Source organism: Sphingobacterium sp. UBA7249 (assembly GCF_002472835.1).
In the GTDB taxonomy this organism is placed as follows: domain Bacteria; phylum Bacteroidota; class Bacteroidia; order Sphingobacteriales; family Sphingobacteriaceae; genus Sphingobacterium; species Sphingobacterium prati.
Map to the genome: position 1 here is coordinate 79,145 of NZ_DKST01000015.1, position 14,084 is coordinate 93,228.

The following is a 14,084-nucleotide window of genomic DNA, read 5'->3' on the forward strand; positions in this document are numbered from 1 at the left end:
AATCCATTAAAATATTCTTCCAATGGAACAAAATTCAGCATTGCACCCGGCCGATATTGCGGAAGAAATATCGCGCCTAAATAAAGGTGAGCAACATCATCATTTTATGGACTATCCGCTAGAGGATAGATTGGAAATCTTTTCTTTTTTGGAAGTAGATGTCCAATATACATTGATCAAATCAATGACCGAACAGGAATTGTCCGAATTGCTGAATAACCTGAAGCCGGATACGCGAAACGAATTGCTTTCCGAATTACCGGATGATCTGATCAAATATTTGATTAATCTCTTGAATGAGCGCGAAAAGCAAATGGCGTTGGAGCTGATCGGATATAAAGAGGATAGTATCGCCCGATTAATGACACCAATGTACGTGCAGGTACGCCCTTATTATACGGTGGATGATGTTTTTCGTCACATTAAAGTCTTTGGAAGAAAAGCCGAGACGCTGAATTTCATCTATGTTGTTGACGAAAAAAATGTCTTAATTGATGATTTGAAGATTGGCCAATTACTACTGTCTGATGGATCCACAAAAATTTCGGATTTAATTGACTACAATTTTGCGTCAATTAAAGCTTCAACACCCATGGAGGAAGCATTCGAAATTTTTCAGAAATACGACCGTAGTGCCTTACCTATTGTTACCGAGGCCGGCGTATTGGTCGGCATAGTGACATTTGATGATGTGCTGGACCGGATCGAAGACCGTGACACAGAAGATATTCAACGATTTGGGGGGATGGAAGAGCTGGATCTGGCTTATACCAAGACACCATTACTTCAGTTGGTACAAAAACGGGCCGGTTGGCTTATTATATTATTTTTCAGTGAGATGCTTACGGCTTCTGCCATGGGTTTCTTTGAAGGGGAGTTGGAAAAGGCGGTTGTATTGGCGTTATTTGTACCCTTGATTATCTCAAGCGGGGGAAATTCGGGTTCACAAGCGGCTTCACTTATTATTCGCGCAATGGCCTTAGGCGAGTTGAAACTCAAAGACTGGTGGTATGTGATGAAAAGAGAGGTGTCCTCTGGATTAATTTTGGGCGGAATTTTAGGTACCATTGGCTTCCTGCGGATATTGGCATGGCATTTTCTCGGTCTGTATGATTATGGCCCTTATTGGATTGCAATAGGTCTTACTGTGGCGGTTTCGTTGGTGTTTATCGTGTTATGGGGAACTTTGTCGGGTTCATTTATTCCTTTTATTCTACGTCGATTCGGTTTGGATCCAGCCACGGCATCGGCACCTTTTGTGGCCACTTTGGTTGATGTCTCCGGCTTGATTATATATTTTACCGTTGCAGCGTTCTTTTTGCAGGGCAAATTATTGTAGGCCTGTTTGAAAAAAAATAGCGATGAAAAGCATAAAATCAGGGACTGATTTTATGCTTTTTTTATGGACTGAGTTACAGATTCAATCTTCGGTACAATTTTTCTTTAATTCCCCCTTTTTGAGCGACATAAATTCCTTTTTTTCCAGAAAATATAAATGCGGCTATGCAAGCAATTGCTATAAAAACGACAGGTTGAAAACCAAAAAGCTCATAGCCCATAACGATACAGGCCAGTGGCGTATTTGTGGCGCCGGAGAATACGGCTACAAAGCCCATGGCGGCCAGCAGTCCTAAAGGGAGCGGGATAACGGTGCTCAGCGCACTGCCAAGCGTAGCTCCAATAAAAAATAACGGGGTCACTTCCCCGCCTTTAAAACCGGCGGAAAGCGTAAATGTGGTTAGCACAAGTTTGATGAGGAAATCATAATAATCCGAAGGATTGTTAAAAGCCTCCTGGATCATTGGAATACCCAGGCCTACATATTTTGTGCTTTTTAGCAGTGCCACCGTAATTACAATGATGATACCACCGATCACCGGTCTGAGTTGAGGGGATTTGATCTTTTTAAATTGGGCACTAAAGAATTCTCCCGTCAAGGTAAACAACCAGGCTGCCGCGCCGAATAAAATTCCGGCAATCAGGCTAAGGCCAAAATTGCTTAAAGATAATGTGGGTATACTATCATGTATAGGATAATGTGTATGTGGAATATTCCACAACTGGCAACTAAGGTTTGCGATATAGGCCGTGAGCATGGAGGGGAGTAGCCCAAAATATCTTTTTTTGCCAATGAGCAGAACTTCAAGGCCAAAGATCGTACCGGCAAGTGGGGTGCCAAAGACGGCGGCAAAACCTGCTGTAATACCGATAGATATCAGGATACGACGTTCGGTTTTGTCGAAATTAAACCAACGGTTGAGCTGGTCGGATATTGCCCCGCCAATCTGGACAGCTGTTCCCTCACGTCCGGCTGATCCCCCAAACAGATGGGTGAGCAAAGTTCCGAATAGGACAAGTGGTGCCATGATGAGCGGTATCCGGCGCTGTGGATAAAGGTATTCTTCAATCAGGAGGTTGTTTCCTTTACTGGAGGGATTACCCCAACGCTGATAGGATAAGGCAATGATCAGCCCCGCAAGAGGTAATCCGTAGATGATCCAGGAGTTATTTTCCCTATATGCGGTGACCCAATTCAGCGAAAAAAGGAAGAATGCGCAGATTGACCCAACTATAAAGCCTACCATACAACAGGTAATCAGCCATTTGGAAAGAAAATAAAACTTGTTTTGCGTTGTTTGATTTGAAGTTTTGATAGCCATAAGTCTACTCATATAAAATCTGTTGTTTTTATACTAAAAGTAGACGTCATCAGCTTATAAAGGTGGTTCAAGGCAGACATCATTGCCACTATGTTATGCAAAGTTATAAAAAACGAATGATAATTGCAATCCAGCCCATTATCATGAGTAATCCCCCTAAAGGAGTGATAGGGCCAAGAAACTTTAGATTTTTTTTCCAATACTCCGCAAAGGAAAGACAATAAATACTTCCTGAAAACAAGAATGTGCCTGCGGTAATTAGGTAATAAGCTACCCGCTCGGACTGATAATCAAAGGATAGGTTTAGTCCAAGAACCAATAGCGTGATGGCTGCATACATTTGATATCGAACGCCTACCTCGAACGAATCCAGCTTTTCAGCCGATAGAATTTTTTTGAATGCATGGGCTCCAAATGCACCTAATATAATGGCCAAAGCGCCCAATAACGCGGCGGTAATGATTACAATGTTATTCATAAATATAATTTTATTTAAGAACTGATTTAGTCATGTCTATGTGGAGAATCCCATAGTCAGGATAAGGTTCAGAATTTTGTTCAAACCCAAATTTCTCATAGAATGACTTTAAGTGAAATTGGGCGCCGATTTGAATCTCTTGCGGTCCGAACGCTTCTAGCGTAGCCGCGATAGATTTATGCATCAGCAGCTGGCTTAAGCCTGTTCCTCGCGCCTCTTTCACAACAATTACACGCCCTATGGAAGCTTGCGGGTATGAAATTCCAGCCGGAACCAAACGGGTATATGCGACAATTTCTCCATCCTTTTCCGCCCAAAGATGTCGGCAGACATAATCTTTATCATCCAGTTCCGGATATAAACACGCTTGTTCCAGCACAAAAACCTCCGTACGCAATTTTAAAAGGCGGTACAGTTCCCGGTTCGTCAGTTCGTCAAAATTCTTAAGTTTCCAATTATAATCCATGATGGTTAATGAAGAGGGACAAATCGAGTTACCGACCCTACCGCAGGAGCAATTGGTCGGTAACTCGATTGATGTTATGTTAATGGGGTGATTACGCCAATAGGCTTTTTACGACCTCAGAGATTGTCTTCCCGTCGGCTTGACCAGCTAATTTTTGATTGGCAGCACCCATTACTTTTCCCATTTCCTTAATGGATGAAGCGCCGGTCTCTGCAATGATTGCTTTGATAACGGACTCTACTTCCTCTTTGCTCATTTGTTTAGGAAGGTAGGCTTCGATCACTTTTTCTTCTTCTACCTCAATTTGATAAAGATCTTCACGGTTTTGATTCTTATAGATTTCGGCAGACTCACGGCGTTGTTTTACCAGTTTTTGTAAAACTTTGATTTCAGCTTCCTGATTTAGCTCTTCTGCATGACCTTTTTCAGTTTTAGCAAGAAGAATAGCCGCTTTGATGGCACGTAATCCACGCAATGTTGCGGTGTCTTTTGCGATCATTGCCGCTTTAATGTCTTGATTTATTTGTGTTTCTAATGACATGATGTTTTAATTATTTTCGATTGACAATCGTGCCCGTAGCCTGAGCTGTGGGCATTATTAATAGATCGTTGATGTTCACATGCGCCGGTCTAGTGATGACAAAAAGTATTGTTTCAGCGATGTCGGTTCCGGTGAGGGGCTGTACGCCTACATAGACGTTTTTTGCCCGTTCCTTGTCGCCATGAAAACGAACTTCGGAGAACTCTGTCTCGACCATTCCGGGATCAATGGAACTAACTTTTATGCCTTTGGAAAGCAAGTCGATACGCATTGCTTTTGTTAACGCGTCGACGGCATGTTTTGTCGCACAGTATACATTACCATTGGGATAAACCTCTTTTCCGGCTATAGATCCTAAATTGACGATATGTGCCCCATTTTCAGTATCCATGAGTGGGATAACTGCTTTGCTCACATAAAGCAAGCCCTTGACGTTGGTATCGATCATTCTGTCCCAGTCACCGATATCGCCGTCCTGAATAGGATCCAGACCTTGACTAAGTCCGGCATTATTAATCAACACATGGATTTTTTTCCATTCCTGTGGCAAACCATCTATTTGATTCTGGACCTGCTCTGAATCTCTGACGTCTAACTCAAAGGTATGAATGTTGATATCGGGGTAGGCTGAACTCAGTTTTTCCTTCAATTCATCCAAACGATTTAGTCTGCGGGCACAAAGTAAAAGATTGTAGCCTTCCTTTGCCAATACTTCAGCACAGGCCTGGCCAATACCTGAACTTGCTCCTGTGATGAAAACTGTCTTTCTCATATATGTTACTAGTTGAAATATTAAAACTCGATATTGACCGTCTTTTTATGCTAAAATGTAGCTGTAGAATCGTTTATTGACTTATTTTGTAGCGATATAAATCGTACAGATACCAAACGTCTGGGGTTTTACAATCGTTTGGTCAAAGCCAGCCTTTTTATTTATAGCAACAAATTTCTGTCCATCGGGAAACTGAGCAACAGATTCCGGTAAATATTCGTAAGCACTGGCATCTTTTGAAAAGAATTTTCCAATGGTTGGGGTTACATATTTGAAATAAAAATTATAGAGTTGTTTTATTGGGAATTTTTTTGGATTCGAGAACTCCAAAATAACAGCTTTACCGCCAGGTTTCAATACACGGTAGATATCAGATAATCCTTTCTCTAAGTTCTCGAAGTTACGGACCCCAAACGCCACGGTAACAGCATCAAACGTATTGTCATCAAATTGAAGTCTTTCCGAATCCCCTAATTGTACTTCGAACTGACTTTCAAGCCCTTTGTTTGCTATTTTCTTTTTGGCGACATCAAGCATCCCTTGTGAAATATCAACACCAATTATCTTTTTTGGATTCAATATTTTTATAGATTCCAATGCAAAATCACCCGTTCCGGTTGCTACATCAAGCATCAGCTGAGGCTTGATCGATTTTAGGGCATTAATGGCTTTTTTTCGCCATATAATATCAATCCCTAAAGACATGAAGTGGTTCAAGAAGTCGTAGGAATGGGAAATATTGTCGAACATATCCGCCACCTGTTTTTTCTTGCCATCATTGGCATCTTTATAGGGCTTTAATGTAGAAGAATCGTGCGTCATTTTACAAATATACAATATAAGAATATTTTTAAGGCGTAAAATAGGATTTGTTTTTTGATTTAAAGCTGAGATTTTTCTGGCTTAATCATAGTGATTAGCCTCGCCCCTGATAAGAAATAAATGCTGCCATTTTGAATTTGTGGAATTTTGGTTATTCACAGTGGCTTAAGTTATCAACACTTTTTAATGTATTGATTTTAAGTGCTTGTTTTTTATTTTCAACATGTTTTCCACAGGCTGTGTTAATAAGTGAGGCGGTAAAACTGTGTCCTTCAAAGCGTTTTGACAGTTGATGGCTGAACAACTAAATCTACTGTTTGTAATTCATCATCGTGGTGAATTTTATTTTTTATACATTTGTTATCCCATCTTAAATTTAAGAGCTGGGAAGCTATATTTCTGATATAATATCATGATGAACGAGAGCAATTTTGAGGCGAATAATACGGATAATAACAAAAGAGGTAATTATGGTGAGCGCCGTACCAAATTAAACAACATGGTAAGCGGCTTAGGTAAGCTACCACCACAGGCGGTAGATCTTGAAGAAGCTGTTTTGGGCGCATTGATGCTTGAAAAAAATGCACTGAGCGAGATTATTGATATTTTAAAACCTGAGTCTTTCTATAAGGAATCGCATCAGAAAATTTTTGAAGCGATATTTGGTTTATTCCAAAAGACCTCACCGATTGATATTTTGACGGTTACATCCGAGTTGCGGAGAATGGGTGCGCTGGAAATGGTAGGCGGAGCTTATTACATTACTCAACTGACTGACCGGGTTGTTTCAGCGGCTAATATTGAATACCATGCACGGATTATTTCTCAGAAATATATTCAAAGGGAACTGATCAAAGTTTCGACTGAAATTATCAATAGCTCTTATGACGAGACCTCCGATATTTTCGACCTCTTGGATCATGCCGAAAAGAGCTTGTTTGATATTGCACAAAATAACTTGAGAAGAGATTCCCGGAAGATGGACGATATTATGCGTGAAGCCATCTCAAATCTTGAGATGTTACGTGATCGCACGGACGGTCTGACCGGTGTGCCATCAGGGCTAACCGCGCTTGATCGTATGACTTCTGGCTGGCAACCTTCGGATCTGGTGATTATCGCTGCACGTCCAGCCATGGGTAAAACGGCGTTTGTATTGTCTGTCGCGCGAAATGCGGCGGTGGAACACGGTAAAGCTGTAGCGGTATTCTCGCTGGAGATGTCATCGGTTCAGTTGGTTAATCGTCTTATTGCTGGAGAAACTGAAATTGAACAGGAAAAATTGAAAAAAGGTAACCTGGCAGATCACGAATGGCAGCAATTGCACTCTCGTATCGGGCGACTGACAGATGCTCCGATCATTATTGATGATACGCCTGCGCTGAATGTATTTGAATTTAGGGCAAAATGCCGTCGTCTAAAAGCACAATATGATATTCAAATGGTGATTGTCGATTATTTGCAATTGATGCACGGTAAAGCAGAAGGTAAAGGCGGAGGTAACCGGGAGCAAGAAATCGGTAGTATTTCCCGGGCATTGAAGTCGGTCGCGAAAGAATTGAATATCCCTGTTTTGGCTTTATCACAATTGAGCCGTGCAGTGGAATCTAGACCAGGAAATAGTAAACGACCGATGTTATCCGATTTACGCGAGTCGGGATCTATCGAGCAGGATGCCGATATGGTACTTTTCTTATACAGACCGGAATATTACGGTCTGACAGAAGATGAAGAGGGACGCCCTACCGCCGGTGTTGGTGAAGTTATCATTGCCAAGCACCGTAACGGTGAAACAGGAATCGTGCCACTTCGTTTCGTTGGTAAATTCGTTAAATTCGTCGACCTCGAGGATGAATTTTCTGGAATGGGTGGTGGCGATGGTTTCGGTGATGCACCAGCTACATTTTCAGCGTCAGCCCTGAACCCTTCCCCGAATTTTGGCGATGACTTTGGCGGGGCTGGATTTAGTGGTGGTATTACGATGCCTTCACGGATGAACGATATGCCTGACGATGCACCATTTTAATAAGTAATTTTACATCAGTATCCATAAATGAGAAAGCCGAAATAGTGTTATTTCGGCTTTTTTATTGATGTGTTTACTTAACTAGGGTAATTGTTTTCGAATAGGATTACTATCGGCTGCTAGAATTTGTAGGTTACTCCAGCACCAACGATTTGTCTAACCTGTAAAGCTGAGTTTCTTTTACCGACCTCTACACCATCTTTAATGATCGGAAGGGTAGTGTTGTCGTCATATACCAGTTGCACACCAGCATTTACCGTTATAAATTTATTGACCTTCATAAACAGATTTGCGGTATAATCTATGTCAACATTCTGCGGTTTGTCGAGATAATTTGAATAAAGCTTTAGAATATTTTCAAAGGAAACATTCTCCATTAAGTTTACTTTATAATAGGCATCAAAAGATGCGCCGAATTCAGTTCTTACTTTTTTACCCTGATCCAGTCCGTATCTTTCAGAAAGAGCTGTATTATTGACAAAAACAAATCTTAGCGCCGCTGGGGATAGATTAAACCTTAAGTTATCAGACTTTTTGTAGGCAAAACCAGGTCCAAAGCTTAAGTATGCAGGCGCTAAAAACCGTGATATTGGCTGTTTGGGAGTTTTGGTGTAATCAAATCCATCGGCAAACTGCGTATTAAAATTAAGGAAAAAAGTATATAACCAATATTGCGAGGCTTGATGGCCCAATAAGCTGTTCAATACCAATCTGTCATCATTTTTACGCCAATCCGATTCTTTTTGGAAAGTTAGTCCGTAGGCTGCTAAAACTTTATTATCCCAAGACCATTTATCTTTTTTATAATTGAAATCATAATTTAGGGTGAGATTTCCGGAAAATGAATTGACACCACCTGCAGCCCAATTGGAGAATGAACTCTGGTTAATCAAAAAGGTGTTTTCACCTTTGATGGTCCATATTTTACTGGTGTCAGTAGGGGTTTCCTGGCTGAAACTTCGATAGCTAATTAAACTTAAAGCAATAAGAAAGATTGACTTAATTTTTTTCATACTTAAAAGTTGGTTTTCGTGCATTTGTTGAGAAAATAAATGTTTTATAACTAAACGAATAACTTTCTTTATTGTTTTGTAGCTTTTTGTTTGCGTATATTTTAAATAAAATCGGAACTTTGATAACTTGATAGATACTATGAAAATAACATTACTTTGTATTGGAAAGACAGATGATAATTACTTGATCGAAGGAATCGACAAATACATTAAAAGACTAAAGTACTACGTAAACTTTAATCTTCTAGTAATACCGGATATTAAAAATAGCAAAAACCTTTCAGAGGAGCAGCAGAAAGACAAGGAGGCTGGACTGATTTTAAAACAATTACAACCACAGGATATGGTTATTTTATTGGACGAATTCGGCAAAGAATTCCGTTCCTTGGAATTTTCGGCTTATTTGGAAAAAATGATGATCAACAGTGTACAGCATATGGTGTTTATCATTGGTGGTCCTTATGGTTTTGATCAAAAAGTCTATGATCGAGCCAATTCAAAAATGTCTTTGTCAAAAATGACTTTTTCGCATCAAATGATCCGTTTATTCTTTACTGAACAACTTTACCGAGCATTTTCCATTATGAAAGGTGAACCTTATCATCACGAATAATATGGAAAAAAGTCCGTAACTTCATCATTAATAAAAACAGACTTATGAATTTACCGAATAAACGTGATTATCACTATAAAAGTGATGAAGGAGAAAAAAATAGCCAAATGAATAAATACATCATGATAGCCTGCATTATTATCGTGATTTTATTGGCAATTTATTTTGCATAATTTGATATCCTCTACTGATGGTATAAGTAAAAGAATAAATCTCTTACTTAATATCCGTATGGAGGATATCAGTAGATGATTTAATGAATTTGATTGAAATGTTTAGAGGAAGAACGCTTAATTTTTCGGAGAAGCCTGGGAGGTCTTGCGCGTTCTTTTTGGTTCGGTGTTGTTTACAAATCCCCAGTTAGTCACATAGAACGATAAGGGGTTAATTTCTAATAATTTTTTCATTTTTTCTTTTTTTACCATATGATATTTTATTGTTTCGGTTATATGTTGTCAATAATCACGCCAAACTGTAGTATGTGCCAAATTAATCCTGTAATTTGATTCTGAATTGATAATTGAGGAATAAAATAGGTGGAGCAGGAGGGAGTTTTGGTTAACGGGATGTCTATGCAGCGTCAATGTTATAATAATTAGCCCCATATTGGGGCTAATTATCTTTATCAAACTTACTTTTTATCTATTTTATATAATTTACCAAGATCAGTGATGGCATATAGAGCACCGTCTGTTCCTTGTGTAATGTCTCTAAACCGTTGCCCTTCACTACCAAGTAAGCGCTCTTCGCCAACGACTTTATTATCTTTCAGAATAATTCGGGCAATATGCGTACTACTTAGGCCGCATATAAATAAGTTATTTTTCCACTCAGGGATGTTTTGACCTGTATAAAACGTAATTCCACTAGGCGAGAGGACTGGATCCCAGTAATAAACCGGCTGCTCCAATCCTTCTTTTTGCTGTATACCTGCACCAACCTTACCTCCTTTATATTCTATCCCATAGGTAATGGTTGGCCAACCATAATTGCTGCCAGCCTGGATTTTATTAAGCTCATCTCCACCACGAGGGCCAAATTCAGTTTCCCATAAATCCCCGGTTTCGGGATGAAAAGCAAGTCCCTGCGGATTTCGGTGTCCGTAACTATAGATTTCTGGTCGTGCATTTGCTTTTCCTATAAATGGATTTCCCGATGCAGGCTGTCCATCTTTGGTAATACGCAAAATCTTGCCCAAGGCAGCATTTAGATCCTGTGCCAGAGGTCTCGTAACCAAATCCGATCGTTCACCGGTACTGAAAATAATATTTCCTTCTTTATCAAAAACTATGCGTCCGCCATAATGTAAATTGCCCTTATGGGCTGGAGTTGCTTGATAGATCACTTTTGCTCCTTCGATTGATTTCTCATCAGCTGAAAGCTTACCCTTGGCGACTGCCGTTAGTGTTCCTGCTGGCGTATTGTCTGAAAAAACCCAATATACCATCCGGTTTGCAGCAAAATCCGGATCTAGCCTCAATCCAAGTAATCCGCCCTGGCCACTGCTATTAACAGCAGGAAGACCTTTGATTTGTTCGCTTAATTTTCCATCGGTACTTACTATACGCATATCACCTTCTTTTTCTGTAATGAGTAACTTACCATCTGGTAGAGCCACAATGCCCCAAGGTGACTTTAATCCTTCGGCTATGACTTTGCCTTCGAACGCTGTAGCTGTTTTTACTCCGGCGATCCTAGTCTGTCCAGCAAAAGCGGGTTTGTAATCTGTATTTGCTTTTTGAGTTTCTACCGGAGGGTAGCTCGTTGTATCTGTCGCTGAGTTCGTTGTACTATCTTGGCTGGAACCTGAATTTGCATGATTGGAATTACAGGCAGTCAAGCCTAACGATATTGTTAAAAGGCTTATTGTCAGTTTGGTTTTCATTGTTAATGACTTGTTTATGGTCCGATTGTTCGTTTGAAGATATTAAAAATAAATGAGATGCTATCGGATATCGTGTAATAAATTTATCGACATTTTACCAAAGATCTAAAAAATAGGACAGATAGCATCTTCTTTCATCCTGTGCAATGTGAATGTAGGGGTGCCTAAAACTTATCCAAACATTGCGTCAGTATCTGTTGCAGCTCATGATCTTTATTGACAAAATAATCACTCACCTCTAATGTTGTACTAGTGTTTAAATTATAAATACATACAGGGACATAGTTTGGTTGAGCGGAAGTCTCAAAAGTCTTGAAATAATCCGCACTTTCTTGAAAAGTCGAAAACTCTTTTGACTCACAATGTTGTGACTCTTGATTGTATGTGATGGTTATAAAATTCTTTTTCATTAGACGCTCCTTTACCTAGAATAACGAAAAGTAAAAGACAAAAGTTTTAATAATTCTTCGCTTTTTATATTAAACACTGATATGGCTTGCATCAACAGGTTTTCCAAAGAATATTTTTGCTTTGTTTTCAAAGTCCCTAGGGTCATCCGTGGTATAAAAAGCTAATTGACTATTTTTGGAACAGCATGCTTCTATTTCAGTATGCCTGTGGAGATATTCCTGCAGACTGTTCGCAACGATCGGCCCTTGAGAAATAATATTGACATTTTTGGGGACATATTTTTCGATGATAGGCAATAAAAGCGGATAATGTGTACATGCCAAAACAATGGTGTCAATTTGATCGCTTTGCTGTAATAGCTCATGGATATCCTTTTGGACAAAATATTGCGCACCTTCTGTATTGATCTCATTATTCTCAACCAAAGGAACCCAAAAAGGACAGTCATGTTGAAATACTTCAATTTCAGGATTGAATTTCTGGATCTCTATTTTATACGATTCAGATTTTACTGTTCCTGTCGTGGCTAGAATACCGATTTTATTTGTCTTCGTATAACGATGAATGATTTCTGTCGTTGGCCTGATGACACCAAGAACTTTCTTTCCTGGCGGAAGATCGTTTTGCTGGATCGTTCTCAATGCTTTGGCCGAAGCAGTATTGCAGGCCAAAATAACGAGATTACAGCCTAGATCAAATAGTTTAAAAACGCATTGTTTGGTATAGTTATACACCGTCTCAAATGAACGTGTACCATAAGGGACGCGTGCATTGTCGCCTAAATAAATGTAATCATATTGAGGGAGAAGTTGCTGAATTTCCTTAAATACCGAAAGGCCGCCATAGCCTGAATCAAAAATTCCAATAGGACCAGAAGTTATTGTATTATTCATAACGCAATGCTATAAGTTACATCCACCTATAACATTGCGTCATAAGATTCAGTTTTATTGAAGCAAAGATGGTTTCTCTTTGTATATTTTCCAAATTAATTCGCCAAATAATGTATTGGTCCAGGCAAACCAATGTCTGGTGAATTTTTTAGGATCATTTTTATGGAAGGATTCATGCATAAATCCTGTGCCCCCATGTGTGCTTACTAATGTTTTGATACAGTTGCGGATTTCTTCATCGTTTGTCGAAGTCTGTGCACGCATGATAATTGACATCGGCCAAATCATATCACGACCAATGTGCGGGCCACCAATGCCTTCGGCTGCGGTACCTTTAAAGAAAAATGGGTTCTTATCGGATAATACAAAATTGCGCGTACGTTGATAAACTTCATCATTGATGTCAATAGCCCCTAAATAAGGTAGGGCTAATAAACTCGGGATATTGGCATCATCCATCATCAAGTGGCTTGAATAACCGTCAACTTCAAAAGCATATATTTTCCCCAACGTTGGATGGTTAATAATTCCATATTTGTTTATGGCAGTTTCAACCTCATTCGCCAATGATTCCATTTTTGCGGAAAGCTCTTGTTCGTTTTTGACCTTTTTAAGAATTTCGGCCGCTTGTCTCAAACTAACGACTGCAAATAAATTGGAAGGGATTAAAAAAGAAAAAATTGTGGAATCATCCGACGGCCTAAAGCTTGAGCAGATCAAACCCACAGGATTAACAGGATATCCGTAACCATCGACCTGCAAGGTGTCTGAACCTCTCGAAGTCGTACGTTCGAACTTATAAGGGCCCAAATTATCCTTACGTTGCTGTTCAACAAAAGTTTGATAGATTTTATGCTGTGCCTCCAACCACTCTTCATTAAATGGACTGCTATCTTTTGTTTCTTTCCAGTAATGATAAGCTAATCGAATCGGGTAGCATAAGGAGTCGATTTCCCATTTCCGTTCATGGATGCCAGGTTTCATGTTGGTATGGTCACTAAACCATTCTCCCTTTTTGGTGGGGTCATTATAAAAAGCATTTGCGTAAGGATCGATGTTAATGCATTTGCTCTGCTTTTGGATTAAACCAACGATCAGATCCTGTAATTTTTTGTCCTTTTTCATAAAGGGAAGATAAGGCCATACCTGTGCACTACTATCACGTAACCACATGGCATCTATATCCCCGGTGATCACATAGGTATAATTTCTTCCATTTTGGACGTATGGAAATACTGTCGTGTCCAATGTATTTGGAAAACAATTGTTAAATAACCAGGCTAACTCTTTATTTTTTGTGTTTTTTTGAAATTCTGCGATAGCATCCTCAATTACTTTGCTCGAAAAAAGTCGTTTCTCTTTAGGGGTACGCACAGTAGGAAAAGAATGTTCCTGAGCAAAGGAAAATTTGCTCGCAAATGCACCTGCTGTTAATAAGGTTGCGTTTTGGATAAATGTTCTGCGTTTCATGCTTATTAGGGCTGATTTTTTGTTATACAAGGTT

The 14,084-nt window shown here is 39.6% G+C and carries 14 protein-coding genes and 1 riboswitch; of the genes, 3 read left to right on the forward strand and 11 right to left on the reverse strand.

Annotated features, from left to right (window positions below; genetic code table 11):
- Window positions 1-22 precede the first annotated feature (22 nt).
- Window positions 23-1,339: a magnesium transporter gene (gene mgtE / locus B4A24_RS11050; protein WP_293944921.1), complete on the forward strand. Its 1,317-nt coding sequence runs from the start codon at window positions 23-25 to the stop codon at window positions 1,337-1,339.
- A 73-nt stretch (window positions 1,340-1,412) separates the two neighbouring features.
- Here the strand turns inward: mgtE and B4A24_RS11055 are convergent, their stop codons facing one another.
- The 6 genes from B4A24_RS11055 to ubiE all read right to left on the reverse strand — a co-directional run bounded on the left by B4A24_RS11055 (window position 1,413) and on the right by ubiE (window position 5,739).
- Window positions 1,413-2,672 (reverse strand): chloride channel protein, encoded by a 1,260-nt coding sequence (locus B4A24_RS11055; protein WP_293944923.1) that lies wholly within the window; start codon window positions 2,670-2,672, stop codon window positions 1,413-1,415.
- A gap of 21 nt (window positions 2,673-2,693) precedes the next feature.
- Window positions 2,694-2,756, reverse strand: a riboswitch (Fluoride riboswitch).
- A gap of 7 nt (window positions 2,757-2,763) precedes the next feature.
- Complete coding sequence (locus B4A24_RS11060) at window positions 2,764-3,138, reverse strand: DUF423 domain-containing protein (protein ID WP_293944925.1); 375 nt, start codon at window positions 3,136-3,138, stop codon at window positions 2,764-2,766.
- A 10-nt stretch (window positions 3,139-3,148) separates the two neighbouring features.
- On the reverse strand, window positions 3,149-3,604 hold the full coding sequence (locus B4A24_RS11065; protein WP_293944927.1) for a GNAT family N-acetyltransferase: 456 nt from the start codon (window positions 3,602-3,604) through the stop codon (window positions 3,149-3,151).
- A 91-nt stretch (window positions 3,605-3,695) separates the two neighbouring features.
- A complete protein-coding gene (locus B4A24_RS11070; protein ID WP_108632252.1) occupies window positions 3,696-4,145 on the reverse strand; it encodes a GatB/YqeY domain-containing protein in 450 nt (149 codons plus the stop codon).
- 10 nt (window positions 4,146-4,155) lie between these two features.
- Window positions 4,156-4,917 carry an SDR family oxidoreductase gene (locus B4A24_RS11075; RefSeq protein ID WP_293944931.1) on the reverse strand — a complete coding sequence of 254 codons (762 nt, stop codon included), beginning with the start codon at window positions 4,915-4,917 and terminating at the stop codon, window positions 4,156-4,158.
- 81 nt (window positions 4,918-4,998) lie between these two features.
- Window positions 4,999-5,739, reverse strand: a complete 741-nt coding sequence (gene ubiE, locus B4A24_RS11080) for a bifunctional demethylmenaquinone methyltransferase/2-methoxy-6-polyprenyl-1,4-benzoquinol methylase UbiE (RefSeq protein ID WP_293944933.1) — start codon at window positions 5,737-5,739, stop codon at window positions 4,999-5,001.
- Between the two features lie 412 nt (window positions 5,740-6,151).
- On the opposite strand from ubiE, the gene dnaB reads away from it, so the two are divergent.
- Window positions 6,152-7,765, forward strand: a complete 1,614-nt coding sequence (gene dnaB / locus B4A24_RS11085; protein WP_104382556.1) for a replicative DNA helicase — start codon at window positions 6,152-6,154, stop codon at window positions 7,763-7,765.
- A 119-nt stretch (window positions 7,766-7,884) separates the two neighbouring features.
- On the opposite strand, the gene B4A24_RS11090 is transcribed toward dnaB, so the two are convergent.
- A complete protein-coding gene (locus B4A24_RS11090) occupies window positions 7,885-8,778 on the reverse strand; it encodes a DUF3078 domain-containing protein (RefSeq protein WP_293944935.1) in 894 nt (297 codons plus the stop codon).
- A 139-nt stretch (window positions 8,779-8,917) separates the two neighbouring features.
- On the opposite strand from B4A24_RS11090, the gene rlmH reads away from it, so the two are divergent.
- Window positions 8,918-9,391, forward strand: coding sequence for a 23S rRNA (pseudouridine(1915)-N(3))-methyltransferase RlmH (rlmH, locus tag B4A24_RS11095; protein ID WP_293944937.1), 474 nt, complete (start codon window positions 8,918-8,920; stop codon window positions 9,389-9,391).
- A 631-nt stretch (window positions 9,392-10,022) separates the two neighbouring features.
- Here rlmH and B4A24_RS11100 read toward each other — a convergent pair.
- The 4 genes from B4A24_RS11100 to B4A24_RS11115 form a co-directional block, all read right to left on the reverse strand.
- Window positions 10,023-11,276 carry a PQQ-dependent sugar dehydrogenase gene (locus B4A24_RS11100; RefSeq protein ID WP_293944939.1) on the reverse strand — a complete coding sequence of 418 codons (1,254 nt, stop codon included), beginning with the start codon at window positions 11,274-11,276 and terminating at the stop codon, window positions 10,023-10,025.
- 164 nt (window positions 11,277-11,440) lie between these two features.
- Complete coding sequence (locus B4A24_RS11105; RefSeq protein ID WP_293944940.1) at window positions 11,441-11,686, reverse strand: hypothetical protein; 246 nt, start codon at window positions 11,684-11,686, stop codon at window positions 11,441-11,443.
- Between the two features lie 69 nt (window positions 11,687-11,755).
- Entirely contained in the window at window positions 11,756-12,580 is an 825-nt protein-coding gene (gene murI, locus B4A24_RS11110; protein WP_293944941.1) for a glutamate racemase, read from the reverse strand.
- Between the two features lie 54 nt (window positions 12,581-12,634).
- A complete protein-coding gene (locus tag B4A24_RS11115) occupies window positions 12,635-14,050 on the reverse strand; it encodes a glycoside hydrolase family 125 protein (RefSeq protein WP_293944942.1) in 1,416 nt (471 codons plus the stop codon).
- Between the last annotated feature and the right edge of the window lie 34 nt (window positions 14,051-14,084).

Coding starts and splice junctions, on each gene's coding strand:
- ubiE (WP_293944933.1), bottom strand. CDS start 5,739: ATGACGCACGATTCTTCTACATTAAAGCCCTATAAAGATGCCAATGAT.
- B4A24_RS11060 (WP_293944925.1), bottom strand. CDS start 3,138: ATGAATAACATTGTAATCATTACCGCCGCGTTATTGGGCGCTTTGGCC.
- B4A24_RS11075 (WP_293944931.1), bottom strand. CDS start 4,917: ATGAGAAAGACAGTTTTCATCACAGGAGCAAGTTCAGGTATTGGCCAG.
- B4A24_RS11105 (WP_293944940.1), bottom strand. CDS start 11,686: ATGAAAAAGAATTTTATAACCATCACATACAATCAAGAGTCACAACAT.
- murI (WP_293944941.1), bottom strand. CDS start 12,580: ATGAATAATACAATAACTTCTGGTCCTATTGGAATTTTTGATTCAGGC.
- B4A24_RS11100 (WP_293944939.1), bottom strand. CDS start 11,276: ATGAAAACCAAACTGACAATAAGCCTTTTAACAATATCGTTAGGCTTG.
- mgtE (WP_293944921.1), top strand. CDS start 23: ATGGAACAAAATTCAGCATTGCACCCGGCCGATATTGCGGAAGAAATA.
- rlmH (WP_293944937.1), top strand. CDS start 8,918: ATGAAAATAACATTACTTTGTATTGGAAAGACAGATGATAATTACTTG.
- B4A24_RS11115 (WP_293944942.1), bottom strand. CDS start 14,050: ATGAAACGCAGAACATTTATCCAAAACGCAACCTTATTAACAGCAGGT.
- B4A24_RS11090 (WP_293944935.1), bottom strand. CDS start 8,778: ATGAAAAAAATTAAGTCAATCTTTCTTATTGCTTTAAGTTTAATTAGC.
- B4A24_RS11055 (WP_293944923.1), bottom strand. CDS start 2,672: ATGAGTAGACTTATGGCTATCAAAACTTCAAATCAAACAACGCAAAAC.
- dnaB (WP_104382556.1), top strand. CDS start 6,152: ATGATGAACGAGAGCAATTTTGAGGCGAATAATACGGATAATAACAAA.
- B4A24_RS11070 (WP_108632252.1), bottom strand. CDS start 4,145: ATGTCATTAGAAACACAAATAAATCAAGACATTAAAGCGGCAATGATC.
- B4A24_RS11065 (WP_293944927.1), bottom strand. CDS start 3,604: ATGGATTATAATTGGAAACTTAAGAATTTTGACGAACTGACGAACCGG.